Here is a 25,341-nt window from a genome sequence, read left to right on the forward strand (position 1 = left end):
GGTAACGGTTCCACGCAAGCCCTAGTTTTTGATTTGCGCAGCTGCTTTTATGTCGCCGTCCTTGTCCGGGGCTTGCGATCATGCGTTTAACGGCTCCGGACCCGTGTATTGGAGAGGAAGAAAATGCGGTATCTGCACACAATGGTTCGTGTCAAAGACCTTGGCGAATCAATGAAATTCTATTGCGACCTCATGGGTCTCGAGGAAATACGCCGAATCGAAAACGAAAAAGGCCGATTCACTCTGGTTTTTCTTGCCGCGCGTGATGACATTGCTGTGGCCAGGGAAAAAAAGGCGCCGAGCCTCGAACTCACGTATAATTGGGATACCGAGGATTACACCGGCGGCCGCAATTTCGGCCACCTGGCTTACGAGGTCGACAATATCTACGACTTCTGCGCCAGGCTCCAGCAGAATGGCATCGTGATCAACCGGCCGCCGCGTGATGGGCACATGGCCTTCGTCCGTTCGCCTGACGGTATTTCTTTCGAGATTCTGCAGAAGGGCGAAAGCCTCGCACCAGCCGAACCGTGGATATCTATGCAGAATACCGGTTCCTGGTAAGGGATTTTCCCGGCCAACAGCGGCGTTTTCGGGCGCTCTTGCCTTATCCTGATGGGATGAGGCATATTCCGCGAATCAAAACGGCCCGTTCCGTTTTGGGAAAGCACACGATTCCGTTCCCGTGCTGCTGTTGGAAATGCAAGATACGGAGGCCACTCATGAAAACTGTCGAGGGCGCGAAAGGACGCGTTTCCTGTCAGCGTCTCGTTATTGCGGTTTCGTTGCTCGGGCTTTCCGGCTGCGTTTCGGCGGTGACGGATGATGAGATGGCCGCCAATACCAAGAAGCCGGAAATTGCCGCGCAACAACCGTCACAGACGGCCGCAACGGCCGTCGCCGCGACCGCGGCTGGCGCTCGGCCGGGGCATTATGTGGACCCTGCCGTTGCATCGGCGTCCGGTGGCGCCGTGCCGGCTCAGCCGCAGGCGCCGGGTGGCCCGGCGCAGGGTTATGGTGCCGCCGCCGATATTGGCGGGCTGACGACGCAGCCAACAGCAATTTCCGCCGGCACATCCAGCATCTATTCCACCGCTCGTGCGGCAACCCCTTCCGTAGCGGCAGACGGTTCCGTCGCCGCCCCATCGCAGAAGATCATTCCCGCCGTCAGCAGCGTTTATTCAGCGCCGGCGCAGCCGCAACTCCAGCCGCAGCCTGTCTCCGCGCCAGTTCCGGTGCCGGAACAGCACAGCGAAAACCGCCAGCCTGTTCCCACACCCGCGCCGCAACAGCTTGCAGCCGCCGCCGCTGCGCAACCCGCGACAAACGTGGTGCCCGCAGGTGAGAAACAGGAAAGCGAAGGCACAGGCGTAACGCTTGCGGCATTTTTCGCCGGAGCCGCCAAAAAACGGCTGCCGAAAATGATCGAGAACGGCACCGCTGCAAATACCGAGGTTGCGGCGCTATCGGGCGCAACGGACCGAACGATGGGCATTGCGCTTTCGGGTCGCTCGATGATGTCTGAGGAATTCGACGATGCGCATCTCGAAGATGAGGATGACGAACCGACCGGCCTCATGAAGCTGGCGTCGCTTTCCGGCCTGACCCGTGTTTCCCCGAACGGTCTTTTCCTGCAGACGGATCGCGTCGAGGTTGGCTGCTTCAAGCCGGAACTGGTCCGCATGATCAAGGATATCGAGCGGCATTATAACAGCCCGGCGATCGTCACTTCGGGCTATCGTCCGCCAAAGGGCGTGAGGCAGGGTTCCAAGCACTATACCTGCGATGCCGCCGATATTCAGATCAAGGGCGTCTCCAAATGGGAGCTTGCCACCTATCTGCGTTCCCTGCCTGAACGCGGTGGCGTCGGCACCTATTGCCACACCGAATCGGTTCATTTGGACACGGGCGAGCCGAGAGACTGGAACTGGCGCTGCCGCCGTACCGCCGCGCGCAAGTGAATACCAGCGACCCCATGTGTTTCGGGTCTGAAACCCCCTGCTGCCGCAAATCCCTGTATTCCACCTGACGAGATCGCGCCTTCTGGGTGTCCGAATGGACGTCGCACGCGCCTTGCTGTAGGAGACGGTCTCCCGTCTTCATGCGCATGGTGTGTTCTGAATGCTGCCGATTTCCACTTTCCCCATCTACATCATTTCCATTGCCCGGGCGCGTGCGCGGCTTGAGAAGATGCTGGAGGGCGCTGCCGGCCTCGGGCTGGATCTGCGCCCGGTGGAAGGCGTCGACGGCAAGACTGTTCCACCCGCCAAATGGACGGATTTCGACCGGCGCGGTTTCGAGCAACGCAACGGCCGCCATGCGCTCGCCGGTGAATATGGCTGCTATGCCAGCCATATAAAGGCACTGGAGATATTCCTTGCCACCGATGCGCCGGTGGCGGTGATCGTTGAGGACGACGTCGCCTTCACCCCGGAGTTTTTCGAACGGGTCAAGGCAACGGTTGCTGTAATGCCGGAAAATGCAATCGTCAAACTGACCAACCACCGCCGCAGCGGTTTCAAAGGCCGGAAAACCAGCGCGCTTGGCGATACGCTTGGGCGCTGCATCTACGGTCCGCAGGGATCATCCGCCTGCTACATCATCTCGCGGGGCGGGGCGGCGCGTTTTCTCAAAACGGCAAGGGTGATGACGCTGCCTTTCGACCGCGCCCTGGAATGCGGCTGGGGCTACGGCACGGAAGTTTATGTAACCGACAAGGATTTCCTGCCGTTCGGCGACCCGGACACGCTGGTCGGCACCCGGGCCGAATATCGCGGCAGCAAGTTCGCCCGTATTAAACGGATTCCGGCCTATCTCTCCAGCTTCTATGACAATGTTGCGCGGTATGTGTATGCGTATCGCTAGCGCGGCTGTCATGGCTGTTCGCGCGCAGGCTGCATGATCGGGTTTTGCCGCAGAGGCTGAATTGGAAAAGAACGGTGGGGCGAGCGCGGTTACTTCTGCGCCGTGAAACTGCTGGCGGAGATTTCCAAGTCACGACGGCGCTTGGCTATCGGTATCGACAAACTCTTGTAAATTATTGGGAAAATAAATCTGAGGTGGTGAGAGCGCAGGGATTCGAACCCTGGACCTACTGATTAAAAGTCAGTTGCTCTACCGGCTGAGCTACGCTCTCCCATGTCGGGGCTGATTTGCCCTTCGGAAGTGCGCGGAACATATGTAGAGCGATCCGTTCGGTCAACCCAAAAAAAGCGCTTTCTACAATCAATCTGGTTTTTTTTGTCGCACCCCCAAAAAGGTGATTGGAGAGAGGGGGCGGCTGGGGATAAAACCGGCTTCAGGCGTGTCGCGCAAACGGGTGAAATCGTTTTGCAGCAATGACATGCGCGAAAATGAAGCGTGAAGTGGCGGCGAATCCTCAAAATCGTCGCGGCTTTGCGGGATGCGGAGTTCTTCTTGTCGATTGCCGATATTTCCCTGTTCAGCGCGCTCCTGGCCGGCGCTCTTTCGTTTCTGTCGCCCTGTGTGCTGCCGCTGGTGCCGCCCTATCTCTGTTATATGGCGGGTGTTTCCGTCGAGCAGTTCAAGACGGAGGAGACCGCGCCGCGGCCGGAGATTCGCAGAGCCGTGATGTTTTCGGCTTTCTTCTTCACCCTCGGTTTCGCCACTGTTTTCGTGGCGCTGGGGGCAGGCGCTTCGACGATCGGCACGTTGCTGCGGCAGAATATCGATATTCTCGCCAAGATCGGCGGTTTCATCATTATCCTCATGGGCCTGAACTTTCTCGGCGTTTTCCGTATCGGCCTGTTTTCGCGTGAGGCGCGGTTTCAGGGGGCGGGCAAACCCGCCACGCTTTCCGGGGCTTATGTCATGGGCCTTGCCTTCGCCTTTGGCTGGACGCCCTGCATCGGCCCGGTTCTGGGCGCCATTCTCGGCGTTGCCGCCGCGCGTGACACGGTGGGTGACGGTGCAATGCTGCTCGCCGTCTATTCACTCGGTCTTGCGGTGCCGTTCTGGATTGCGGCAGCTTTTTCCGGCTCCTTCATGCGTTTCCTTGCGCGTTTCCGCCGCCATCTCGGTCTTGTAGAAAAGGTGATGGGTGTACTTCTGGTGTTGACCGGTATCGCTTTCATGTCCGGTTTTATCACCAATGTGGCGATCTGGTTCCAGGAGACCTTTCCGATCCTGATGAAAATCGGTTAAGCCTCCCGCGGAGATTATAGGCGGGGGAAAGATCGTGGCCGATATCGTGGGATTGCTGTTGCCGTTTTTCGGCCTGATCTTCATCGGTTACGGCGCGGCGCGCATCACGAAGCAGCCGGTCGAGGCGATGGGCTGGCTGAACACCTTCATTATCTATGCGGCGCTGCCGGCGCTGTTTTTCAAGCTGGTGTCGAAAACCCCGGTGGAGGAACTGGCGCGGATGGATTTCGTCGCCGCCAGCCTTGCCTGCACCTATGGCATTTTTCTGCTGGTGTTCCTGATTGGCCGGTTCGTACGCAAGAACAGCTTCGCCGAAACCACGATCCAGAGTTTCGCGGCAAGCTACGGCAATATCGGTTACATGGGGCCGGGGCTTGCGCTGCTGGCGCTTGGCGAAAAGGCGGCAGTGCCGGTGGCGCTGATCGTCTGTCTCGAAAACGCCGCCCATTTCATCGTCGCACCGGCGATGATGGCGGTGGCTGGGGGCGACAAGCGATCGACTGCGAGGCTTGCGCTGGATGTGGCGCGCAAGGTCATCACTCATCCGTTCATCGTCTCGGTAATTGCCGGATTTCTTGCCGCTTCGCTGTCATGGCAACCGCCGGAGGCGGTGCAGCGGCTGGTGGATTATCTGGCGCAATCGGCCGCCCCCTGCGCGCTGTTTGCCATGGGCGTAACGCTGGCGCTCAGGCCAATGAAACGGGTGCCGGTGGAAATCAGCTATATCGTGCCGGCAAAGCTGATCCTGCATCCACTTGCCGCCTATCTGGTCCTGTCGTCGCTCGGGCGGTTTGAGCCGGTGTGGATCTATTCCGCCGTTCTGCTCGCTGCGCTGCCGACCGCGACGAATGTCTTCGTCATCGGCCAGCAATATCATGTCTGGCAGGAGCGGGCGTCGGCGACGATCCTGATCTCCACGGTGCTTTCGGTCTTCACGCTGACCGGCGTGGTGTATTTCATCCAGCCTTTTTGAAGCTGCCGAACAGCAGCGAGGGCAGGGCCTTCAGCCCGCGCCCCGGCTCGATGCCTTCGCGCATGACCATGCTTCTGAGCGTGCCAATGCCGGAGAGCACATGCAGGCCGGCCGCGCGCACCATCTGCACCGGCAGGAAATCCGAAAGCAGCGAGCGGTTCAGGAGATCGACGCTCAGGGTGCGGCTATAAACATCCGCCCGCCGTTTGCGGTCGAAGCTGCTGCCGGCGTCCGCCGCAATCGGCCGGTCGGAGACGGCGCCCAGCAGTTCCGTCAGCACGATGATGTCGCGCAGGCTGAGGTTCAGTCCCTGCGCGCCGATGGGTGGAAAACCATGCGCCGCCTCGCCGATCAGCGCCACGCGGCCCTTGCCGAAGCGGTGCGCCGTCATGGAAGACAGCGGCCATGCCTGGACGCTGTTTTCGACGGTAACCGCGCCGAGCATGGATTGCATGCGTTCCTCGACCTTCAGGCTCAGGGCTTCCAGCGGCAGCGCCGTCAGTTCCTCGGCCTGCTGTGGCGTGACGACCCAGACGAGGCTGGAACGGTTGCCGGGCAGGGGAACCTGGGTGAAAGGTCCGGTTGGCGTGTGGAATTCCGTCGAGACGTTGCCGTGCGGCCGGCTGTGGCCGAAATTCAGGACGACGGCTGTCTGCGGGTAGGACCAGGATTTGACACCGATACCGGCCGCATCCCGCACCATCGATTTCCTGCCATCCGCGCCGATCAGAAAATCGGCCGATAGTGTTTCGCCATTCGCCAGCGTCACCGTTATGCGATCGTTACCGATGTCGATCGTTTCCGCCGAGGTATCGAGACGGGTAATATTGTGTTCCTGCTCGACCGCCTCTGCGAGAACGCCAAGCAGCGCCTCATTGGGAATATTCCAGCCGAAAGCATCCAGCCCGATTTCTGAGGAGCGGAACTGTACCGTCGGCGCGCGCAGCAGCCGGTCGGTCCCGTCGATGATCTGCATGGTGGAAAGGCGCGCGGCGGCAGGCGCGATGCGTGACCAAAGGCCGAGGCGGTCCATGAACCGGATGGACTGATCCATCAGCGCGGTGGTGCGCTGATCCTTCCTGTCGCTTGAAGGAGCAACGAGCGCCACGTGGCGGCCGGCCCGGGCGAGCGCAATAGCGGCAATCTGGCCCGCAAGTCCCGCACCTGTTATGGCGATATCGAAGTGTCTCATGGTCCTGATCCGTTGTTATTTCCACAGCATCATAGAGGCTTTGCGCAGGTAAATCCACTTGGACGCCGGAACATCCGGGCGCAAACATTCGTTGGTTGCGCCACTATATTAGTCTTAGGATAAGCGGATTGAGCCGGTTGCAAAGCGTGGTGAATGGCCGCATACCGGAATGAACAGGGCGGATGAAAAGCGGGGCGCAGACGCTGACCATGAAAATTTTCAACTACAAGCGTGTTCCCTACGCGGAAATCCGCGCCTTTTCCGTGCATATGCTCACGGCATCCGGTTCGTTTCTGGCTTTTCTCGGCGTCGTCGCCGCTGCCGAGCATCGTTTTGTCGATATGTTCTGGTGGCTGGGGCTTGCGCTTCTGGTCGATGGTATCGATGGACCCATCGCCCGCAAGGTGCGGGTGAAGGAAGTTCTGCCCAACTGGTCCGGCGATACGCTCGACAATATCATCGACTATGTCACCTATGTGCTTCTGCCAGCCTTTGCGCTTTACCAGAGTGGCATGATCGGCGAGCCGTTATCCTTCGTGGCGGCTGGCATGATCGTGGTCTCGAGTGCCATCTATTATGCCGATATGGGCATGAAGACGGACGAATATTTCTTCTCGGGATTCCCGGTGGTGTGGAACATGGTTGTTTTCACGCTGTTCGTCATGGATGCGAGCGCAACCACGGCCATGATAGTCGTCACCGTCTCGGTGTTCCTGACATTCCTGCCGATCAACTTCCTGCATCCGGTGCGGGTTAAGAGGTTGCGGCCGCTCAATCTGGCCGTCGTGTTCGTCTGGTGCGCGCTTGGCGGTTATGCGCTGCTGACGCATTTTGAAACGCCGACATGGGCAGTGATCGCATTCGTGGCGAGCGGCATCTATCTTTATTGCATCGGTGGAATCTTGCAGTTCTTCCCCTCGCTCGGCGCGAAGTAAGAAAAATCTAAAGCCGTTTATTGCTTGTGCAAATTGCATTTAAGCAGTTTCTTTTTCGGTTGTGCGCAGCAGCAAAACGGTTATCAATAAATCATGGTCCCGTAGCATTGCATACGCATTGCCACCGGATTGGGAACAATGACCACGGTTGTTGAAATGCTTCAAAGAAAGCATGGACAGCCGGTGAAAGAGGGGATCCGTGACTGGAAATCTGGCGCCAGAGGCCATGCCTCTTCTGTCCGTTCGCAAGCTGACAAAGCTGTTCGGCAATTTCGCCGCCTGCAACGGCATCGATCTCGATATTGCGCCGGGCGAAATCCATGCGCTTCTGGGTGAAAACGGCGCCGGTAAGTCCACGCTGGTCAAGATGCTGTTCGGTGTCCTTTCGCCGACGGAAGGCGACATCATCTGGCAGGGTCAGCCAGTTTCCGTAGGTTCGCCAAGCGAAGCCCGCAGGCTTGGTATCGGCATGGTGTTCCAGCATTTCTCGCTGTTCGAGGCGCTGACGGTTGCTGAAAACATCGCCCTGTCGCTTGACCCGAAAATCTCTCTGAAGGAAATCGCCAGGGAAGCCGAAACGCTGTCGCGCGCCTATGGCCTGCCGCTCGATCCCAATGCGCATGTGGCCGATCTTTCGGTTGGCGAGCGTCAGCGGATCGAGATCGTGCGCGCGCTGTTGCAGAACCCGCGTCTCATCATTCTCGACGAGCCGACCTCGGTGCTGACGCCGCAGGAGGCCGACAAGCTGTTCGAGACGCTGGAAAAGCTGAAGGCCGAAGGCCGTTCGGTGCTTTATATCAGCCACCGCCTGGAAGAGGTGCAGCGCATCTGTGATCGCGCCACCGTCCTGCGTCACGGCAAGGTGACGGGTGCGTGCGATCCGCGCAAGGAAACGCCGGCATCTCTGGCGCGCATGATGGTCGGCAGCGATGTCGCAAGCGTTTCGCGGTCAACGGGCGAAGCGCTCGGCGTGCCGCAGATAGAGGTCATGGCGCTTTCGGTCGCGCCGCGCACGCCTTTTGCCGTGGCCTTGAAATCGATTTCCATGAATGTGCGTGCAGGCGAGGTGCTGGCGATTGCCGGTGTGGCCGGCAACGGGCAGGGCGAACTGTTCGATGCGCTTTCGGGCGAATATCCCGTCTATAATAATGACGCCATCCATCTGCGCGGCAAGCCGGTTGGCCGCACCGGTATTAATGGCCGCCGGCTGATGGGCGCGGGTTTCGTGCCGGAAGAGCGCCACGGCCATGCCGCCGTTCCCGGCATGAGCCTTTCCGACAATCTTCTGCTGGCGCGGGCGCGTTCCGATCGCAAGGCGTTTCTGACCGGCGGTTTCCTGCGCATCGTCAGGGGGTCGGCCATCAGGGCGGCGGCGCGGCGCATTTCGGAAACCATGGATGTGCGCAAGAGCGGGGCCGATCCGCTGGCCGGATCGCTTTCCGGCGGCAACCTGCAAAAATTCATCGTCGGGCGCGAGCTTGACCGTCAACCCGCCGTGCTGGTGGTCAACCAGCCGACCTGGGGCGTGGATGCCGGTGCCGCAAGCCGCATTCGCCAGGCGCTGGTCGATCTTGCCAAGGCCGGCTCGGCCGTCATCGTCATCAGCCAGGATCTCGATGAAATCTTCGAGGTCGCCACCAATATCGCGGTCATTTCCGACGGCAAGCTCTCCGAGGCCCATCCGGTGGAAGAGATGACGCTTGAAAAGATCGGTCTGTTGATGGGTGGCATCCATACGTCACATTCGGGAGCCGCCCAGCATGCGCATTGAGCTTGAAAAACGCGCAGGGGTCTCCCGGCTTTTCACCCTGCTGTCGCCGCTTCTGGCGCTGGTGCTGACTCTCCTCGTCGGCGCTGTCATGTTCGCCATGCTCGGCAAAAATCCGGCTCACGCGCTTTACGCCTTTTTCGTGGAGCCGCTGCTGGAGGTCTGGTCGCTGCACGAGCTGGCGATCAAGGCCGCACCGCTGATCCTGATCGGCGTCGGACTGTCGATCTGTTATCGCTCGAATAACTGGAATATCGGCGCGGAGGGGCAATTCACCATCGGCGCGATCACCGGTTCCATCCTGCCGGTGCTTTATCCGGACTGGCATTCGCCGCTCATCCTGCCGCTGATGATGGTGATGGGCGCAATCGGCGGCGCGCTTTATGCGGGTATTCCGGCGCTGTTGAAGACGAAGTTCAACACCAATGAAATCCTCGTCAGCCTGATGCTGGTCTATGTCGCGCAGCTTTTCCTCGACTGGCTGACGCGCGGTATCTGGCGGGATCCCGGCGGTTACAACTTTCCGCAGACAAAGCCATTCAACGACAGCGCCGTTCTGCCGGAAATGCTGGCCTCGGGCCGGGCGCATTGGGGCTTCGTTTTCGCCATCGTCGCGGCCGTCGCGCTGTGGTTCATGATGCGCTACATGCTGAAAGGCTTTGAAGTTACCGTGCTTGGTCAATCGGCGCGGGCAGGGCGCTTCGCCGGTTTCTCCTCCAGCCGCATGGTGTGGTTTTCTTTGTTGCTCTCCGGTGCGCTAGCGGGGCTTGCAGGCATTTCGGAAGCTTCCGGTTCCATCGGCCATCTCCAGCCCAGCATTTCGCCGGGTTACGGTTTTACCGCCATCATCGTCGCCTTTCTCGGCCGCCTCAATCCGCTTGGCATCATCCTTTCCGGGCTGGTACTGGCGCTGACCTATCTCGGCGGCGAGGCGGCGCAGCTTTCGATCGGCGTCTCCGACAAGGTGACGCGGGTGTTTCAGGGGTTGATGCTGTTCTTCGTATTGTCCTGCGATACGTTGATCTTCTATCGCATCCGGGTCGTTTTTGCCGGCAAGACACATCGTAAAGAAGGAGCGGCATGATGGATATGCTTCAGGCCATTCTTCTCACCGTCATCACCGCCGCCACCCCGCTTGTCATCGCCGCTTCGGGCGAGCTTGTGGCGGAGCGTTCGGGCGTGCTCAATCTCGGCGTTGAGGGCATGATGATCATGGGCGCGGTCTGCGCCTTCGCCGCCACGCATATGACCGGCTCTCCCTATCTCGGCATTCTGGCCGGTATCGCCTCCGGTGCGGTGTTTTCGCTGCTGTTCGGCTTCCTGACGCTGACGCTTGTCACCAACCAGGTGGCGACGGGTCTTGCCCTCACCATTCTCGGCCTCGGCGTCTCCGGCATGCTGGGTGAGAGTTTCGTCGGCCTGCCGGGCATCAAGCTACAGCCCATCGTCTTTCCGGTTTTGTCGGAGATTCCCTTTTTCGGTCCGCTGCTGTTCCGGCAGGATCTAATCTTCTACATGTCCATCGCGCTGGTCTTCGGCATCAGCTGGTTCCTGTTCAAAAGCCGCACGGGCCTGAAAATCCGCGCCATCGGTGACAATCACGCTTCGGCCCATGCGCTTGGCATCAACGTCATCCGTACGCGGTATCTGGCGGTCATGTTCGGCGGCGCCTGCGCCGGTCTTGCGGGCGCACAGCTCTCGCTGGTCTATACGCCGCAATGGGTGGAAAACATGTCGGCCGGGCGCGGCTGGATTGCCCTGGCGCTCGTTGTCTTCGCCTCCTGGCGTCCATGGCGCCTGCTGGCGGGCGGTTATCTGTTCGGCGCGGTCACCATCGGCCAATTGCATGCGCAGGCATTCGGTATCGGCGTGCCGTCGCAGCTGCTTTCGGCGATGCCTTATCTCGCAACTATTGTCGTGCTGGTCATCATCTCGCATAATCGCCGCACGACCTTGATCAACACACCGGCATCGCTGGGCAAATCCTTCGTGCCGGACAGGTAGAGCATCGGACCGAAAAGTGTAATGCGGTTTTCGGAAAATCCGATGCTGAGTCAGTCAATCCTCAAGTCTCCAAACCAACAGGGGTAAAAATGAAAAAACTGGTCATCGCACTTGCCGCTTCCGTCGCGGCGCTCGGCGGCGTCGTTTCCTCGGCTGAAGCCGCCGACGCCAAGAAGGTCTGCTTCATCTATGTCGGCAGCCGCACCGATGGCGGCTGGACACAGGCGCATGAAATCGGTCGCGAAGAGCTGCAGAAGCACTTCGGCGACAAGATCGAAACGCCGTTCCTCGAAAGCGTTCCGGAAGGCCCGGATGCCGAACGCGCCATCGAGCGTATGGCCCGTTCCGGCTGCGAACTGGTGTTCACTACCTCCTTCGGCTTCATGGATGCGACCGTGAAGGTTGCCCAGAAGTTCCCCAAGGTGAAGTTCGAGCACGCCACCGGCTTCAAGACCGCTGAAAACGTCGCGACCTACAATTCGCGCTTCTATGAAGGCCGTTACATTCAGGGCCAGATCGCCGCGAAGATGTCGAAGAAGGGTCTTGCCGGTTACATCGCTTCCTTCCCGATCCCGGAAGTGGTGATGGGCATTGATGCCTTCGTGCTCGGCGCACAGTCGGTCAACCCGGACTTCAAGCTCAAGGTCGTATGGGCCAATACCTGGTTCGACCCCGGCAAGGAAGCCGATGCCGCCAAGGCGCTGATCGACCAGGGCGTCGACATCCTGACGCAGCACACCGACACGACAGCACCGATGCAGGTTGCAGCTGAGCGTGGCATCAAGGCCTTCGGCCAGGCTTCCGACATGATCAAGGCCGGTCCCGAGACGCAGCTCACCGCCATCAAGGACACCTGGGGTGCTTATTACATCAAGCGCACGCAGGCTCTTCTCGATGGAACGTGGAAGTCCGAATCCGTTTGGGACGGCCTGAAGGATGGCATCCTGACCATGGCGCCCTACACCAACATGCCTGACGACGTGAAGAAGATGGCTGAGGAAACCGAAGCCAAGATCAAGTCGGGCGAGCTGCATCCCTTTACCGGCCCGGTGAAGAAGCAGGACGGCTCGGAATGGCTGAAGGCTGGTGAAAAGGCTGAGGACAAGGTTCTGCTCGGCCTCAACTTCTATGTTGCCGGCGTGGACGACAAGCTGCCGCAATAATCGGTGATTTCGCCAAACTCAACGTCATCCTCGGGCTTGACCCGAGGATCCACGCCTTTGACGGTCCATGGATTCTCGCCTCAAGGGCGAGGATGACGCGGGAGAGGCTAACCCCTATCAAGGTTCTGGCCGCGCATGAAATTCATGCGCGGCCTTTGTTACTTTCATATGTTTTACGCCGGGGATGCAGTTTGCCTTTGCTTTTCATGCAACTTGATGTTTTTCACTATAATCTGACTTGAGATACACACGTCTGGCGCGATTTTTTAAGGTCGCCAACCGAACGGAAGGACATGGCACTTGCAGCGCGGAATGCTCGATGCGGCGATCGGTTTTCGAAAGCTGCGGACAAATCATGCACAGGTCGTTCACAAGCTCGGGCTCGATATCGTCTCCGGCACCTTCAAGACGGGTGACATCCTGCCGGGCGATGCCGAGCTTATGGAGCGGCTGAAAGTATCGCGCACGGTGCTGCGCGAAGCGATGAAGACGCTGACCGCCAAGGGCATGATTTCCCCCAAGGCACGCATCGGCACCCGGGTGACGGAGCGCGAAAGCTGGAACATGTTTGATAGCGAAGTGCTTCTCTGGCACTTCGAGGCGGGCGTCAGCGACGAGTTCCTGCTGCATCTCTATGATATCCGTCAGGCTTTCGAGCCCTATGGCGCGGGGCTTGCCGCTCTCAGGGCAAAAGATGCCGATATCGCCAAGCTCGCCGCTTACGCCAACGAGATGGGCAACACAGCCTATTCCAAGGAAAAACGGGCGCTGGCGGATATGAATTTCCATGTGCTCATCACCGAAATGTCTGGCAACCCGTTCATGCGCACCGTCGGTTCGCTGATCAAGGCGGCGCTGGCGGGCATTTTCCGGATGAGCAACCCGGAAGCCGATCCCAACGAGATTTCCGATGTGTCTGCCTCTCATTTAAGGCTGGTCGAAGCGTTTCGCCTGCGTGATGAGGCCGCGGCGCGCCGCGAAATGGGCAGGCTGATTGAAAATGGTCGCCAGCAAATCTTGCAATTCACTGCCCGTCACCCGCTCTGAATAAATCACCTCATCCCGCCGCTGATCACGTTTGATGAAAATCGGTGCGGAAATTTGGTGCGGGTTTGCATGGTTTCTTAAGTGGGCCGCCGTTATAGCAATGCCGGAACGCAATTACCGAAGCGCCTGTCTGTTCAACCGGCTGGCGTAAAGTCAAACATATGCCACTGTTCCGGCTGCCCTGCGGCCGGTAACGGGGTGTTGGAGGTCTTATGGAGCGCAGCTCTCTAGCCGTTATTCTCGCTGCGGGCGACAGCACGCGCATGAAGTCGTCGAAATCCAAGGTGCTGCACACGGTTGCCGGGCGACCGATGATTGCGCATGTGGTGGAGGCTGTGGCTGGATCGGGTGTCGGCGCGGTGGCGCTGGTGGTCGGGCGTGATGCGGATAATGTCGCCGCGGCCGCGAACCTTAGGAATGTTCAGGTTGAAGCTTTCCTGCAGACGGAACGCAAGGGCACCGGCCATGCGGTTCTTGCCGCACGCCCAGCCATCGAACGCGGTTTCGACGACCTGATCGTCGCTTATGGCGACGTGCCGCTCATCACTTCCGCGACGCTCGATCGGGCGCGCGAGGCGATTGCCGCCGGTGCCGATGTGGCCGTGATCGGCTTTCACACCGAGCGTCCGACCGGCTATGGCCGGTTGCTGGTCGAGAATGGCGAGCTGGTAGCGATCCGCGAGGAAAAAGACGCAACCGACGAAGAGCGCAAGGTGACCTGGTGCAATAGCGGCCTGATGGCGATCAACGGCCGCAATGCGCTTGATCTGCTTGACCGGATCGGCAACGGCAATGTGAAGGGCGAATATTACCTCACAGACATCGTTGAAATCGCCCGTTCGCTTGGCCGCCGCGCCGTTGCCATCGATGCGCCGGAAACCGAGCTGGTCGGCTGCAACAACCGTGCCGAACTGGCTTTTATCGAGAGGTTGTGGCAGGAGCGCCGCCGCCATGAATTGATGGTGGACGGCGTTTCGATGATCGCGCCCGAGACGGTTTTCCTCTCCTTCGATACGAAGATCGGGCAGGATGCCCTGATCGAGCCGAATGTCGTGTTCGGTCCCGGCGTGACGATCGAGCCGGGTGCTGTCATTCATGCATTCTCGCATCTGGAAGGGGCATATGTCGCTGAAGGTGCGACGGTCGGTCCCTATGCGCGACTGCGTCCGGGCGCGAACCTGCATGCCAATTCCAAGGTCGGTAATTTCTGCGAGGTCAAGAAGGCCGAGATCGGCGAGGGTGCCAAGGTCAACCATCTGACCTATATCGGTGATGCCTTCATCGGCGCCGGCAGCAATATCGGTGCGGGCACCATCACCTGCAATTACGACGGTTACAACAAGGCTGAAACGCGGATCGGTGCGAACAGCTTCATTGGCTCGAACTCGTCGCTGGTTGCGCCCGTAACGATTGGAGAAGGCGCTTACATCGCATCCGGCAGCGTGATTACCGATGACGTGCCTGATGACGCGCTGGCCTTCGGGCGGGCGCGTCAGGAAGTGAAGCCGGGCCGGGCAACCGTGGTGCGTGAGCGGGCGAAAGCGCTGAAAGAAGCCAAGAAAAAGGCCTCTTGAAAGACGTTACCGAGCGATACCGAAAGTGACCGGCGAGATAATTGCTGATTTCGGGGAAACGGTTAGTAGTTTCGGCGAAGAGATCGCCGTCTGGAGAAATATATGTGCGGAATTGTCGGAATTGTCGGAACCCAGCCTGTTGCTGAACGGCTTGTCGATGCGCTGAAGCGTCTCGAATATCGCGGCTATGATTCGGCTGGTGTCGCCACCATCGACAATGGCGCGATGGACCGCCGCCGGGCGGAAGGCAAGCTGTTCAACCTGGAAAAGCTGGTTTCGGAAAAGCCGCTGCCGGGCGTTGTGGGTATTGCCCACACCCGCTGGGCGACCCATGGCGTGCCGAACGAAACCAATGCCCACCCGCATTTCGTCGAAGGCGTTGCCGTCGTCCATAATGGCATCATCGAAAACTTCGCCGAACTGCGCGAGGAACTGACCGCCGGAGGTGCGACCTTCACCACCCAGACGGACACCGAAGTGGTGGCGCAGCTTCTGGCGAAATACACCCGTGAAGGCCTTGGCCATCGCGAAGCGATGCTGAAGATGCTGAACCGGGTGACGGGCGCCTATGCGCTCGTGGTGATGTTCCAGGACGATCCCGGCACGCTGCTTTCGGCCCGTTCCGGCCCGCCGCTTGCCGTCGGTTATGGCCGGGGCGAAATGTTCCTTGGTTCCGACGCCATCGCGCTGTCGCCCTTCACCAACGAGATCACCTATCTGGTGGATGGCGACTGCGCCATCGTGACCCGGCAGGGTGCTGAGATCATCGATTTCTCCGGCAAGCCGGTGAAGCGTGAGCGACAAATCTCGCAGGCGACGGCTTATGTGGTCGACAAGGGCAACCACCGCCACTTCATGGAAAAGGAAATCTACGAGCAGCCGGAAGTCATTTCCCATGCGCTCAGCCACTACGTGGATTTCGCTTCCAAGACCGTGAAGCAGGCCGACACCGCAATCGATTTCGCCAAGCTTTCCGGCCTTGCCATTTCCGCCTGCGGCACGGCCTATCTGTCCGGCCTGATCGGCAAATACTGGTTCGAGCGTTATGCGCGCCTGCCGGTGGAAATCGATGTCGCCTCGGAATTCCGCTACCGCGAGATCCCGCTTGTTCCCACGCAGGCGGCCCTGTTCATTTCGCAGTCAGGCGAAACCGCCGATACGCTGGCGGCCCTGCGTTATTGCCAGCAGGAGGGGCTGAAGATCGGCGCGGTGGTCAATACGCGTGAATCGACCATGGCGCGCGAATCCGATGCGATCTTCCCGATCCTTGCCGGTCCGGAAATCGGCGTCGCCTCCACCAAGGCCTTCACCTGCCAGCTTGCCGTGCTCGCTTCACTGGCCGTTGCCGCCGGCAAGGCGCGCGGCACGATCACGCTCCAGCAGGAAACCGAACTGGTTCGCCATCTGACCGAGATGCCGCGCATCATGAGCAAGGTTCTCAACAGCATCCAGCCGCAGATCGAGGCGCTGTCGCGCGATCTGTCGCGTTTCAAGGATGTGCTTTATCTCGGCCGTGGCACCAGCTTCCCGCTGGCGCTGGAGGGCGCACTGAAGCTCAAGGAAATCTCCTATATCCACGCCGAAGGTTATGCCGCCGGCGAGCTGAAGCATGGGCCAATTGCGCTGATCGACGAGAACACGCCTGTTATCGTCATTGCGCCGCATGACCGCTTCTTCGAAAAGACCGTGTCGAACATGCAGGAAGTCGCCGCGCGCGGTGGCCGCATTATCTTCATTACCGATGAGAAGGGGGCTGCCGCCTCCAAGCTCGACACCATGGCGACGATCACGCTGCCTGATGTGGACGAGCTGATCGCGCCGATGGTCTTCTCGCTGCCGATCCAGCTGCTTGCCTACCACACCGCCGTCTTCATGGGCACGGATGTGGACCAGCCGCGCAATCTGGCGAAATCGGTGACGGTGGAATGATCATCCGGCCGGAACGGCAGGATGATGAAGGTGCGATTGCCCGCGTTACGGAAGATGCCTTCCGTAACGTCGATTACAGCGACAAGACCGAACATCTGATCGTCGAGCGGCTGCGCAAGGCGGGTGCGCTCACCGTTTCCCTGGTGGCGGAGGATAGTGAAGGCATCATCGGCCATGTCGGTTTTTCGCCGGTGACGCTCACCAGCGGCGAGGCCGGCTGGTTCTGCCTCGCGCCGCTTTCCGTGATACCGGAGCGACAGGGGCAGGGTGTCGGTTCAAGGCTGGTGCGGGACGGGCTTGCCGTTCTGGAGCGTCTGAATGCTTCCGGGTGCGTCGTGGCAGGTGATCCGGACTATTATGGCCGCTTCGGTTTTCGCCATGTCGAAGGGGTGAATGCGGAAGGGATTCCTGACGAATATTTCACAGTTCTTCGCTTGCATGGCGGAACTCCATCCGGCATTGTCGGTTTTCATCCGGGTTTCGATGGCGACAACGCTTAATTCCGAACGGTAAATGACTGAAATTCCAGTAAAAATATCCTTCGCAGCCCGTCTGCGCAACAGCTTCCTCACGGGCGTTCTCATTCTCGCGCCCGTCACCATCACCATGTGGCTGGTGTGGAGCTTCCTGCAATGGGCGGATAGTTGGGTTAAACCCTATATTCCCGCCCGTTATGATCCCGAGCAATATTTCGATGTGGCGATCCCCGGCTTCGGGCTGCTGATCGCCGTCGTTGGCATCACACTCATCGGTTTTCTCGGTAATAACCTCATCGGCAAATGGATCGTCGGCGTCGGCGAGTCCATCCTCAACCGCATGCCGCTGGTGCGGCCGATTTACAAGAGCATCAAACAGCTGTTCGAATCCGTTCTGAAGGAGCATGCGAACTCCTTCAAGAAGGTCGGCCTGATCGAGTTTCCATCCCCCGGCACCTGGGCGATGGTCTTCGTTGCCTCTGATGCCAAGGGCGAGCTTGCTCACCGGTTCAACGAGATGGGCCAGGAGATGGTCGCCGTCTTCCTGCCGCCGACCCCGGTACCGACGGCGGGTTTCCTGCTGTTCGTGCCGAAAGACAAGATCGTGATGTTGGACATGACGCCGGAAGATGCGGCGAAACTGCTGATATCAGGCGGTCTGGTGGCGCCGGATTTCACGCCGCCGAAGATGATTGCGCCGGTTTGATGATATTCGCGCCTATACGATCCCTTGCTCCATTGTCACTCAGGGGTGAAATGTCGCGCGGTTGACGAACCAATGTGGTTCACCAATAATCACAGTGAACCGAAATAGGCTGCAACCATGACTGCGTTTACAGTACGCCTGCCGGACGAGGTGGCTGTCAAGCTTGATCAGCTGGCAGAAAAGCTCGATCGCTCACGGTCCTACATGGCGGCGCGGGCGATTGAGGACTTTGTCGCCCGCGAAGAGTGGCAGCTTGCCGAGATCGAGGCAGGATTGGCGGAGGCCGATCGCGGCGAGTTCGGGACGCCGGAAGAACTGGCAAACATCGTCGGAAAATACGTCAGGTTTACGCGGTCGTCATGAGCGGTCGAAAAATTCGATGGACATTGCGGGCGTTGCGACGGCTCGATGAAATCGGTGCGCATATCGAAACGGACAATCCAGCCGCTGCGGCCCGTGTGATTTCCCGCCTTGTCTCGGCAGTCGATATGGTGCTTGATCAGCCTGTTATGGGACGGGTGGGGCGGATCAAGGGAACGCGGGAAGCCGTGCTTTCCGACATTTCCTGCATCGTTGCCTATCGCGTTGGCCGGGATATCGAAGTTTTGACGATTATCCACACATCGCAGCGGTGGCCTTCGGCGCTTTAGCCAAACAGTCCCTCAGACTTCATGGTCAATCCTCGTCATCCAGATCATCAACCTCTGTGCCCGTCGTTGTGGCGTGAAACACGGGAACGAAAAGCCGCATATAGACCAGCCGCACGCTCCAGCCTTCCTCCAGCGCTTGGCCCCACGCTTTCTTGCGGCCGGGTTTCTTGAAGGCCTTGCCGATCGCCTTTTTTTGGCTTTTTGCAAAGGTCTCGGGTTGCAGGATATTCTGCGGCGAACACAGCGCGTAGCCCTTGCGGAAGGCGGGTGGCGGGCGGCGTGGGTCGATCATGTTCATGAAGGTCAAAACTTTCAGCCGGCGTGCAGGAAGCGGATCGCTTCGTCGCGGCGGTGCAGATAGAGCAGGGTGCGCAGGCTTTCGCCGCGCGGGCCTGTCAGTTCGGGATCGCGCTCGATGACATAGGCTGCGTCCTTGCGGGCGATTTCCAAGAGGTCGGCATGGGCCTCGAGGCTGGCGATACGGAAACCGGGCGTGCCGGACTGGCGGGTGCCGAGCAGCTCGCCTTCACCACGCAGCTTCAAATCCTCCTCGGCGATCAGGAAGCCGTCCTCGCTGTCGCGCAGGATGGAAAGCCGGGCGCGGCCATTTTCGCTGAGCGGTCCTTTATAGAGCAGGATACAGGTAGAGGCCTCGTCGCCGCGTCCAACCCGGCCGCGCAGCTGGTGAAGCTGGGCGAGGCCGAAACGTTCGGCGTGTTCGATGACCATGATTGTCGCATCCGGTACGTCGACGCCGACTTCCACCACCGTCGTTGCCACCAGCAGCCGGGTTTCACCGCTCTTGAAAGCGAGCATGGCGGCGTCTTTTTCCGGGCCGCTCATGCGGCCATGGATAAGACCGATATTGGCGCCGAGCATCTGCGAGAGAACCGCATGGCGCTCTTCCGCCGACATCAGGTCGGATTCTTCCGTTTCCTCCACTAGCGGGCAGATCCAGTAGGCCTTCTTGCCATCCTTCAGCGCTGAACGCAGTCGCTCGACAATATCGCCGATCCGTTCGGTTGGGATCGTAACGGTCTGGATTGGCTTGCGACCGGCGGGTTTTTCTGTGAGTTTCGACACATCCATGTCCCCGAAGGCGGCCAGAACCAGCGTGCGCGGAATGGGCGTGGCGGTCATGACCAGCATATGCGGCGTGATGCCCTTGGCGGTGAGGCGCAGGCGCTGGTGCACGCCGAAACGGTGCTGTTCATCCACCACGGCAAGCACGAGGTTCTTGTAAGCGACGCTGTCCTGAAACAGTGCATGCGTGCCGATGACGATCTGCGCTTCGCCGGAGGCGACGCGCTCCTCGATCTCGCGACGCTCCTTGCCCTTGGTGCGACCTGTCAGCACTTCGACGGTGATGCCTGCTGCGAGAGCGAGTTTGGAGATGGTGGCATAGTGCTGGCGTGCAAGGATTTCGGTCGGGGCCATCAGCACCGCCTGTCCACCAGCCTCCACCGCCGTTGCCATGGCCATCAGCGCCACCAGCGTCTTGCCCGCGCCGACATCGCCCTGCAGCAGCCGCAGCATACGGTCTTCGCCGGCCATATCGGTCAGGATGTCCTTCACCGCAGCGCTCTGGCTTGCCGTCAGCGAGAAGGGCAGCTGCGACAGAATTTTTGCGGCAATGTCACCTTTGGCGCGGATCGGCTGGCCCGCCACCTTGCGCAGCCGCTGGCGCACCAGCGCCAAGGACAATTGCCCGGCGAGGAATTCATCATAGGCAAGCCGCCGGCGCGCCGGTGCCTGCGGCTCGATATCGGCGCTGTCGCGCGGATCGTGCAGCTCGCGGAAGCTCGATGCCACATCGCCAAAACCCTGCCGGGTTTTGAGCGTTTCGTCGATCCATTCGGGAAAGGCGGGCAGCTTTGAAAGCCCGCCTTCGATTGCCTTGCGCAGCACCTTGGCAGACAGCCCGGCAGTCATGGGATAGACCGCTTCCACCAGCGGCAGGTTCTCGGCCTCGGAAAGCTTCACCATGAAATCCGGATGCACCATGGAGGCGCGGCCGTTGAACCAGTCCACCTTGCCACTGACGAGAACCTCTTCATCGACAGGCAGGGCCTTGGACAGCCAGTCGCCCTTGGCGCGGAAGAAGGTCAGCGCCAGTTCGCCGGTCTCGTCATGCAGGAAAACCCGGTAGGGTGCGGAACGGTTGCCCGATGGCGGTGGCTGGTGGCGGTCGACGCGTCCCTGAATGGTGACAATGGCGCCGGGGGCCGCCAGCGCAATGCCGGGGCGGTTGCGGCGGTCGATGACATTTGACGGCGCATGGAACAGAAGATCGATGACACGGGTGTCGTCCGCGCTTTCCCGGTTCAAGAGCTTGGCAAGAAGATCGGCAAGCTTCGGCCCCACACCCGCAAGGGTGGAGACGGAGGCAAACAGCGGATCGAGAATGGCCGGGCGCATGGGTCAGCAAAATCGGGGAAGGGGACGCGTTATGCAAGACTTGGGGGCGGACAAAGGCGGGTTATCACCGGCAGATTTTCACTACTGCGGCATTATTTCGATAAAAACCGGTTCCCAAGCGTTCGCCTCCTGTTCTATAGGAGGTCGCAGTCAACATCCTGTTGAATAGCCAACCGAAAGGTGAATGCGATGACTGGACTGGTGCGCACAAGTGCCGACCTCGATCCGAGACGCCGGCGGATCCTTTACCGCTGCTGGCACCGGGGCATTCGCGAGATGGATCTGGTGCTCGGGCAATTCGCGGAAGACAATATTGCCGGACTTTCCGAAGACCAGCTCGATGAGCTGGAAATCATCATGGATGAAGAGGATAACGACCTCGTCAAGATGGTGACGGGCGCGCTTGCCATACCGGAAAAGTTCCAGACGCCGCTGTTTGAGAAGATCGCTTCCTATCGTCCCGATTTCGATCTCGTCACAGCCGAAACCCTGAAAGCCTGAAACATGATAGCCGGATTCGATGCAAAGCTGGTGACGTCGGCAGATACGCCGCTGACCATCGGAAATGTGCCTTCCGGCATGGAAGCCCTGCTGCTTGCAGATATGGCGCGGGCGGGCACATCGGTGGCTTACGTGATGTCGGATGGCCAGCGGGTTGCCGATCTCGAACAGATCCTCGGTTTCGTCGCGCCGGATATTCCGGTCATGACGCTGCCGGCCTGGGACTGTTTGCCCTATGATCGCGTGTCACCGAGCGCCGACACTTCGGCGCGCAGGTTGGCTGCGCTCTCCGGCCTCATCAGCCATGCGAAGAAACCGCATCCGGCCATCGTGCTTGTTACCGTCAACGCCATGCTGCAGAAGATGGCGCCGCGCGACATTATCGAAAGCCTCGGCTTTTCGGCCAAGCCCGGCAACCAGATCCGCATGGAAGAGATTGCCGCGCGGCTGGAGCGCAACGGTTTCGACCGGGTGGCGACGGTGCGCGAAGTGGGTGAATTTGCCGTGCGCGGCGGCATTCTCGATGTTTTCGTTCCCGGCACGGAAGAGCCGGTGCGGCTCGATTTCTTCGGCGATACGCTGGAAAGCATCCGCACTTTCGATCCGGCCAGCCAGCGCACCATTGCCCAGGCGCGTTCGCTTGATCTCAACCCGATGAGCGAAGTGACGCTCACGCCGGATACGATCGGCCGGTTCCGCAAGAATTACCTGTCGCTGTTTGGCGCTGCGACCCGCGATGATGCGCTTTACCAAGCCGTGTCCGAGGGCCGCCGTTACGCCGGCATGGAGCACTGGCTGCCGCTGTTTTACGAGCAGCTGGAGACCGCCTTCGACTACTTGAAGGGTTTCCGTATCGTCACCGACCACACGGCGAAGGAGGCGGCGAAAGAGCGCTCCAAGCTGGTGCTTGATTATTACGAGGCTCGCCGGGCCTCTGGCGAAACCAAGGGTTCGACGCAGGGCGCGCCCTATAAGCCCGTTTCGCCCGGACAGCTTTATCTCGACGGCAAGAGCTTCGATGCGATGCTTGCCGGCGTCAACGCGGTGCGCCTGACGCCCTTCAACGAACATGACAGCGAAGGCCGCCCGGTCGCGACGCTCGATGCCCATGTCGGCCCGCGCTGGGCGCGGCCTTTAAGCGAAGGCGAGAGCGAAGAGCGGGTCAATGTTTTCGATCTGGCGGTGAAGCATATTGCGGATCGCCGCGCCAAGGGCTGGAAGGTGCTGATCACGGGCTGGTCGGAAGGCTCGCTCGACCGGCTGTTGCAGGTGCTCAACGAACACGGGCTTGAAAACATCAAGCCGGTAACATCGCTGAAAGAGGTGGAAAAGCTCGGCAAGGGAGAGGCGGCAGCAGCGGTGCTGAGCCTTGAAGCCGGCTTCGAGACCGGAACGCTGGCCGTCATCGGCGAGCAGGATATTCTCGGCGACCGCATGGTGCGGCGCTCCAAGCGCCGCAAGCGCGGCGCGGATTTCATCTCCGAAGTGGCGGGTCTGGACGAGGGTTCGCTTGTCGTCCACGCCGAACATGGTATCGGCCGCTTCGTCGGCTTGCAGACCATCGAGGCAGCGGGTGCCCCGCGCGCCTGCCTCGAACTGCATTATGCCGATGATGCCAAGCTGTTCCTGCCGGTCGAAAACATCGATCTTCTTTCCCGTTACGGCTCTGACGCAGCGGAAGCGACGCTCGACAAGCTGGGCGGCGGCGCATGGCAGATGCGCAAGGCCAAGCTCAAGAAGCGCCTGCTCGACATGGCCGATGAGCTTATCCGCATTGCGGCGGCTCGGTTGGTGCGCCACGCGCCGGCGCTGGTTGCGCCGGACGGGCTTTACGATGAATTTGCCGCCCGTTTCCCCTATGACGAGACCGAGGACCAGCTGAACGCCATCGAGGCGGTGCGTGAAGATCTCGGTGCTGGCCGGCCGATGGACCGCCTCATCTGCGGCGATGTCGGTTTCGGCAAGACCGAAGTGGCGTTGCGCGCCGCCTTCCTTGCCGCCATGAATGGCGTGCAGGTGGCGGTGGTGGTGCCGACCACGCTGCTGTCCCGCCAGCATTTCCGCACCTTTTCCGAGCGTTTTCGCGGATTGCCTATCCGCGTGCAGCAGGCTTCGCGGCTTGTCGGTTCCAAGGAACTGACGCTGACAAAAAAGGAAGTGGCAGACGGCAAGACGGATATCGTCGTCGGCACGCACGCGCTGCTTGGCGCTGGAATAAGCTTCGCCAATCTCGGCCTGCTCATCATCGATGAGGAGCAGCATTTTGGCGTCAAGCACAAGGAACGGCTTAAGGAGCTGAAAAGCGACGTCCACGTTCTGACGCTGTCGGCCACGCCCATTCCGCGCACGCTGCAACTGGCCATGACGGGTGTGCGTGAACTCTCGCTCATCACCACGCCGCCGGTGGACCGCATGGCGGTGCGCACCTTCATTTCACCCTTCGATCCGCTGGTGATCCGCGAAACGCTGATGCGCGAGCATTATCGCGGCGGCCAGAGTTTCTATGTCTGCCCGCGCCTTGCCGATCTCGCCGATATTCATGCTTTCCTGCAATCGGATGTGCCGGAGCTGAAGGTGGCGGTTGCGCATGGCCAGATGGCGGCGGGCGAACTCGAAGATATCATGAACGCCTTTTATGACGGCAAATACGACGTGCTGCTGTCGACCACCATCGTCGAATCCGGTCTCGATGTGCCGACCGCCAACACGCTGATCGTGCATCGCGCCGATATGTTCGGTCTCGCCCAGCTTTATCAGCTGCGCGGCCGTGTCGGCCGTTCCAAGGTGCGCGCCTTTGCGCTGTTCACCCTGCCGGTCAACAAGGTGCTGACGACGATGGCGGAGCGGCGGCTGAAGGTGCTGCAATCGCTGGATACGCTGGGGGCAGGGTTCCAGCTGGCGAGCCACGATCTGGATATTCGCGGCGCGGGCAATCTGCTTGGCGAGGAACAGTCCGGGCATATCAAGGAAGTCGGTTTTGAACTTTACCAGCAGATGCTGGAAGAAGCTGTCGCCGAGGTGAAGGGTGACGAAGAGGTGCGCGACAGCGGCTGGTCGCCGCAAATCTCTGTTGGCACCTCCGTGATGATCCCGGAAGACTATGTGCCGGATCTGCATCTGCGCATGGGTCTCTACCGCCGTCTCGGCGAGCTTGCCGATATCAGCGAGATCGACGGTTTCGGCGCGGAAATGATCGACCGTTTCGGCCCGCTGCCGAAAGAGGTGCAGCATCTCCTCAAGATCGTTTACATCAAGTCGCTCTGCCGCGTTGCCAATGTCGAGAAGGTGGATGCCGGGCCGAAGGGCGTGGTGCTACAATTCCGTCATAAGGAATTCCCGAACCCGGCGGCGCTCGTCGCCTATATCGGCAAGCAAGGCTCCATGGCGAAAATCCGGCCCGACCACAGCCTGTTCCTGACGCGCGATCTGCCGACGCCGGAAAAGCGTCTGGCGGGTGCGGCGATGATCATGACGCAGCTGGCGGAATTGGCGCGGTCCTAGATGTGAGCCTTCGGCGGGCATTCACAACGGATTGAGGGTGCGTGGGGCTTACCCCCCCTCTGTCCTGCCGGACATCTCCCCCTCAAGGGGGGAGATCGATCTGCGGCAAGGTCTTGCTCATCTCGGCGCTTGAGAATGAAGTGACGGCAGCGCCTCTTGCCGATCTCCCCCCTTGAGGGGGAGATGCCCGGCAGGGCAGAGGGGGGTAAGCCCCACACGCCTCGTCCGCTGTCAATCGACAACCTCCCCAAAGCCAACACCCCAAGGCTCTGCAAACATTACCGGGATGTAATGAAACGGACATGCGCCGGTAGCTTCGGCGGGCGTAGTCTTGTTTTCA

22 protein-coding genes and 1 tRNA gene are annotated in these 25,341 nt (G+C 60.1%); 19 read left to right on the forward strand and 4 right to left on the reverse strand.

Annotated features, from left to right (window positions below; genetic code table 11):
• Positions 1-123: 123 nt before the first annotated feature.
• From AKG12_RS16785 to AKG12_RS16795, 3 genes are all read left to right on the forward strand, one after another.
• The gene (locus tag AKG12_RS16785) at positions 124-564 is read left to right on the forward strand and encodes a VOC family protein (protein ID WP_046798260.1); all 441 of its coding nucleotides are present in this window, start codon (positions 124-126) and stop codon (positions 562-564) included.
• Positions 565-722: 158 nt separating this feature from the next.
• The gene (locus AKG12_RS16790) at positions 723-1,961 is read left to right on the forward strand and encodes a YcbK family protein (protein ID WP_052819728.1); all 1,239 of its coding nucleotides are present in this window, start codon (positions 723-725) and stop codon (positions 1,959-1,961) included.
• Positions 1,962-2,121: 160 nt separating this feature from the next.
• A complete protein-coding gene (locus tag AKG12_RS16795) occupies positions 2,122-2,865 on the forward strand; it encodes a glycosyltransferase family 25 protein (RefSeq protein ID WP_052819729.1) in 744 nt (247 codons plus the stop codon).
• Between the two features lie 195 nt (positions 2,866-3,060).
• Here AKG12_RS16795 and AKG12_RS16800 read toward each other — a convergent pair.
• Positions 3,061-3,136: transfer RNA gene (locus AKG12_RS16800), tRNA-Lys, on the reverse strand.
• 281 nt (positions 3,137-3,417) lie between these two features.
• Between AKG12_RS16800 and AKG12_RS16805 the strand changes: the two genes are divergently transcribed.
• Together AKG12_RS16805 and AKG12_RS16810 are read left to right on the forward strand one after the other, a co-directional pair.
• On the forward strand, positions 3,418-4,164 hold the full coding sequence (locus AKG12_RS16805; RefSeq protein ID WP_052819846.1) for a cytochrome c biogenesis CcdA family protein: 747 nt from the start codon (positions 3,418-3,420) through the stop codon (positions 4,162-4,164).
• A 34-nt stretch (positions 4,165-4,198) separates the two neighbouring features.
• A complete protein-coding gene (locus AKG12_RS16810) occupies positions 4,199-5,137 on the forward strand; it encodes an AEC family transporter (protein WP_052819730.1) in 939 nt (312 codons plus the stop codon).
• Here AKG12_RS16810 and AKG12_RS16815 read toward each other — a convergent pair.
• A complete protein-coding gene (locus AKG12_RS16815) occupies positions 5,121-6,329 on the reverse strand; it encodes a UbiH/UbiF family hydroxylase (protein ID WP_052819731.1) in 1,209 nt (402 codons plus the stop codon). The genes AKG12_RS16810 and AKG12_RS16815 overlap by 17 nt on opposite strands.
• Before the next feature lie 209 nt (positions 6,330-6,538).
• Between AKG12_RS16815 and pcsA the strand changes: the two genes are divergently transcribed.
• The 12 genes from pcsA (at position 6,539) to AKG12_RS16875 (ending at position 18,581) form a co-directional block, all read left to right on the forward strand.
• Positions 6,539-7,264, forward strand: a complete 726-nt coding sequence (gene pcsA, locus AKG12_RS16820) for a phosphatidylcholine synthase (RefSeq protein ID WP_052819848.1) — start codon at positions 6,539-6,541, stop codon at positions 7,262-7,264.
• A gap of 211 nt (positions 7,265-7,475) precedes the next feature.
• Complete coding sequence (locus tag AKG12_RS16825; protein WP_052819850.1) at positions 7,476-9,035, forward strand: ABC transporter ATP-binding protein; 1,560 nt, start codon at positions 7,476-7,478, stop codon at positions 9,033-9,035.
• Positions 9,025-10,116: an ABC transporter permease gene (locus tag AKG12_RS16830; RefSeq protein ID WP_046798265.1), complete on the forward strand. Its 1,092-nt coding sequence runs from the start codon at positions 9,025-9,027 to the stop codon at positions 10,114-10,116. The genes AKG12_RS16825 and AKG12_RS16830 overlap by 11 nt, the downstream gene beginning before the upstream one ends.
• Positions 10,116-11,036, forward strand: a complete 921-nt coding sequence (locus AKG12_RS16835; protein WP_052819852.1) for an ABC transporter permease — start codon at positions 10,116-10,118, stop codon at positions 11,034-11,036. The genes AKG12_RS16830 and AKG12_RS16835 overlap by 1 nt, the downstream gene beginning before the upstream one ends.
• Before the next feature lie 89 nt (positions 11,037-11,125).
• Positions 11,126-12,199: a BMP family ABC transporter substrate-binding protein gene (locus tag AKG12_RS16840; RefSeq protein ID WP_046798267.1), complete on the forward strand. Its 1,074-nt coding sequence runs from the start codon at positions 11,126-11,128 to the stop codon at positions 12,197-12,199.
• A gap of 312 nt (positions 12,200-12,511) precedes the next feature.
• Positions 12,512-13,246 (forward strand): FadR/GntR family transcriptional regulator, encoded by a 735-nt coding sequence (locus AKG12_RS16845; protein WP_046798268.1) that lies wholly within the window; start codon positions 12,512-12,514, stop codon positions 13,244-13,246.
• Positions 13,247-13,458: 212 nt separating this feature from the next.
• Complete coding sequence (glmU, locus tag AKG12_RS16850; RefSeq protein ID WP_052819732.1) at positions 13,459-14,820, forward strand: bifunctional UDP-N-acetylglucosamine diphosphorylase/glucosamine-1-phosphate N-acetyltransferase GlmU; 1,362 nt, start codon at positions 13,459-13,461, stop codon at positions 14,818-14,820.
• A 102-nt stretch (positions 14,821-14,922) separates the two neighbouring features.
• A complete protein-coding gene (gene glmS / locus AKG12_RS16855; RefSeq protein ID WP_052819733.1) occupies positions 14,923-16,749 on the forward strand; it encodes a glutamine--fructose-6-phosphate transaminase (isomerizing) in 1,827 nt (608 codons plus the stop codon).
• Positions 16,746-17,249 (forward strand): GNAT family N-acetyltransferase, encoded by a 504-nt coding sequence (locus AKG12_RS16860; protein ID WP_046798271.1) that lies wholly within the window; start codon positions 16,746-16,748, stop codon positions 17,247-17,249. Before glmS ends, AKG12_RS16860 begins: the two co-directional genes overlap by 4 nt.
• Before the next feature lie 13 nt (positions 17,250-17,262).
• Entirely contained in the window at positions 17,263-17,931 is a 669-nt protein-coding gene (locus AKG12_RS16865) for a DUF502 domain-containing protein (RefSeq protein WP_046798272.1), read from the forward strand.
• A 117-nt stretch (positions 17,932-18,048) separates the two neighbouring features.
• Positions 18,049-18,294, forward strand: coding sequence for a CopG family ribbon-helix-helix protein (locus AKG12_RS16870; protein ID WP_052819734.1), 246 nt, complete (start codon positions 18,049-18,051; stop codon positions 18,292-18,294).
• A complete protein-coding gene (locus tag AKG12_RS16875; RefSeq protein ID WP_052819735.1) occupies positions 18,291-18,581 on the forward strand; it encodes a type II toxin-antitoxin system RelE/ParE family toxin in 291 nt (96 codons plus the stop codon). The genes AKG12_RS16870 and AKG12_RS16875 overlap by 4 nt, the downstream gene beginning before the upstream one ends.
• A gap of 25 nt (positions 18,582-18,606) precedes the next feature.
• Here AKG12_RS16875 and AKG12_RS16880 read toward each other — a convergent pair whose 3' ends face one another.
• Complete coding sequence (locus tag AKG12_RS16880) at positions 18,607-18,879, reverse strand: hypothetical protein (RefSeq protein ID WP_052819736.1); 273 nt, start codon at positions 18,877-18,879, stop codon at positions 18,607-18,609.
• Between the two features lie 14 nt (positions 18,880-18,893).
• A complete protein-coding gene (recG, locus tag AKG12_RS16885) occupies positions 18,894-20,999 on the reverse strand; it encodes an ATP-dependent DNA helicase RecG (protein WP_052819737.1) in 2,106 nt (701 codons plus the stop codon).
• 189 nt (positions 21,000-21,188) lie between these two features.
• On the opposite strand from recG, the gene AKG12_RS16890 reads away from it, so the two are divergent.
• The gene (locus AKG12_RS16890; RefSeq protein WP_046798276.1) at positions 21,189-21,500 is read left to right on the forward strand and encodes a succinate dehydrogenase assembly factor 2; all 312 of its coding nucleotides are present in this window, start codon (positions 21,189-21,191) and stop codon (positions 21,498-21,500) included.
• Between the two features lie 3 nt (positions 21,501-21,503).
• On the forward strand, positions 21,504-25,001 hold the full coding sequence (gene mfd / locus AKG12_RS16895; RefSeq protein ID WP_046798277.1) for a transcription-repair coupling factor: 3,498 nt from the start codon (positions 21,504-21,506) through the stop codon (positions 24,999-25,001).
• Positions 25,002-25,341 lie beyond the last annotated feature (340 nt).

Source organism: Agrobacterium sp. SUL3, from assembly GCF_001263295.1.
Taxonomy (GTDB): Bacteria; Pseudomonadota; Alphaproteobacteria; order Rhizobiales; family Rhizobiaceae; genus Agrobacterium; species Agrobacterium tomkonis.

Coding starts and splice junctions, on each gene's coding strand:
- AKG12_RS16785 (WP_046798260.1), top strand. CDS start 124: ATGCGGTATCTGCACACAATGGTTCGTGTCAAAGACCTTGGCGAATCA.
- AKG12_RS16790 (WP_052819728.1), top strand. CDS start 723: ATGAAAACTGTCGAGGGCGCGAAAGGACGCGTTTCCTGTCAGCGTCTC.
- AKG12_RS16795 (WP_052819729.1), top strand. CDS start 2,122: ATGCTGCCGATTTCCACTTTCCCCATCTACATCATTTCCATTGCCCGG.
- AKG12_RS16815 (WP_052819731.1), bottom strand. CDS start 6,329: ATGAGACACTTCGATATCGCCATAACAGGTGCGGGACTTGCGGGCCAG.
- pcsA (WP_052819848.1), top strand. CDS start 6,539: ATGAAAATTTTCAACTACAAGCGTGTTCCCTACGCGGAAATCCGCGCC.
- AKG12_RS16830 (WP_046798265.1), top strand. CDS start 9,025: ATGCGCATTGAGCTTGAAAAACGCGCAGGGGTCTCCCGGCTTTTCACC.
- AKG12_RS16835 (WP_052819852.1), top strand. CDS start 10,116: ATGGATATGCTTCAGGCCATTCTTCTCACCGTCATCACCGCCGCCACC.
- AKG12_RS16840 (WP_046798267.1), top strand. CDS start 11,126: ATGAAAAAACTGGTCATCGCACTTGCCGCTTCCGTCGCGGCGCTCGGC.
- AKG12_RS16845 (WP_046798268.1), top strand. CDS start 12,512: ATGCTCGATGCGGCGATCGGTTTTCGAAAGCTGCGGACAAATCATGCA.
- glmU (WP_052819732.1), top strand. CDS start 13,459: ATGGAGCGCAGCTCTCTAGCCGTTATTCTCGCTGCGGGCGACAGCACG.
- glmS (WP_052819733.1), top strand. CDS start 14,923: ATGTGCGGAATTGTCGGAATTGTCGGAACCCAGCCTGTTGCTGAACGG.
- AKG12_RS16860 (WP_046798271.1), top strand. CDS start 16,746: ATGATCATCCGGCCGGAACGGCAGGATGATGAAGGTGCGATTGCCCGC.
- AKG12_RS16865 (WP_046798272.1), top strand. CDS start 17,263: ATGACTGAAATTCCAGTAAAAATATCCTTCGCAGCCCGTCTGCGCAAC.
- AKG12_RS16870 (WP_052819734.1), top strand. CDS start 18,049: ATGACTGCGTTTACAGTACGCCTGCCGGACGAGGTGGCTGTCAAGCTT.
- AKG12_RS16875 (WP_052819735.1), top strand. CDS start 18,291: ATGAGCGGTCGAAAAATTCGATGGACATTGCGGGCGTTGCGACGGCTC.
- AKG12_RS16880 (WP_052819736.1), bottom strand. CDS start 18,879: ATGAACATGATCGACCCACGCCGCCCGCCACCCGCCTTCCGCAAGGGC.
- recG (WP_052819737.1), bottom strand. CDS start 20,999: ATGCGCCCGGCCATTCTCGATCCGCTGTTTGCCTCCGTCTCCACCCTT.
- AKG12_RS16890 (WP_046798276.1), top strand. CDS start 21,189: ATGACTGGACTGGTGCGCACAAGTGCCGACCTCGATCCGAGACGCCGG.
- mfd (WP_046798277.1), top strand. CDS start 21,504: ATGATAGCCGGATTCGATGCAAAGCTGGTGACGTCGGCAGATACGCCG.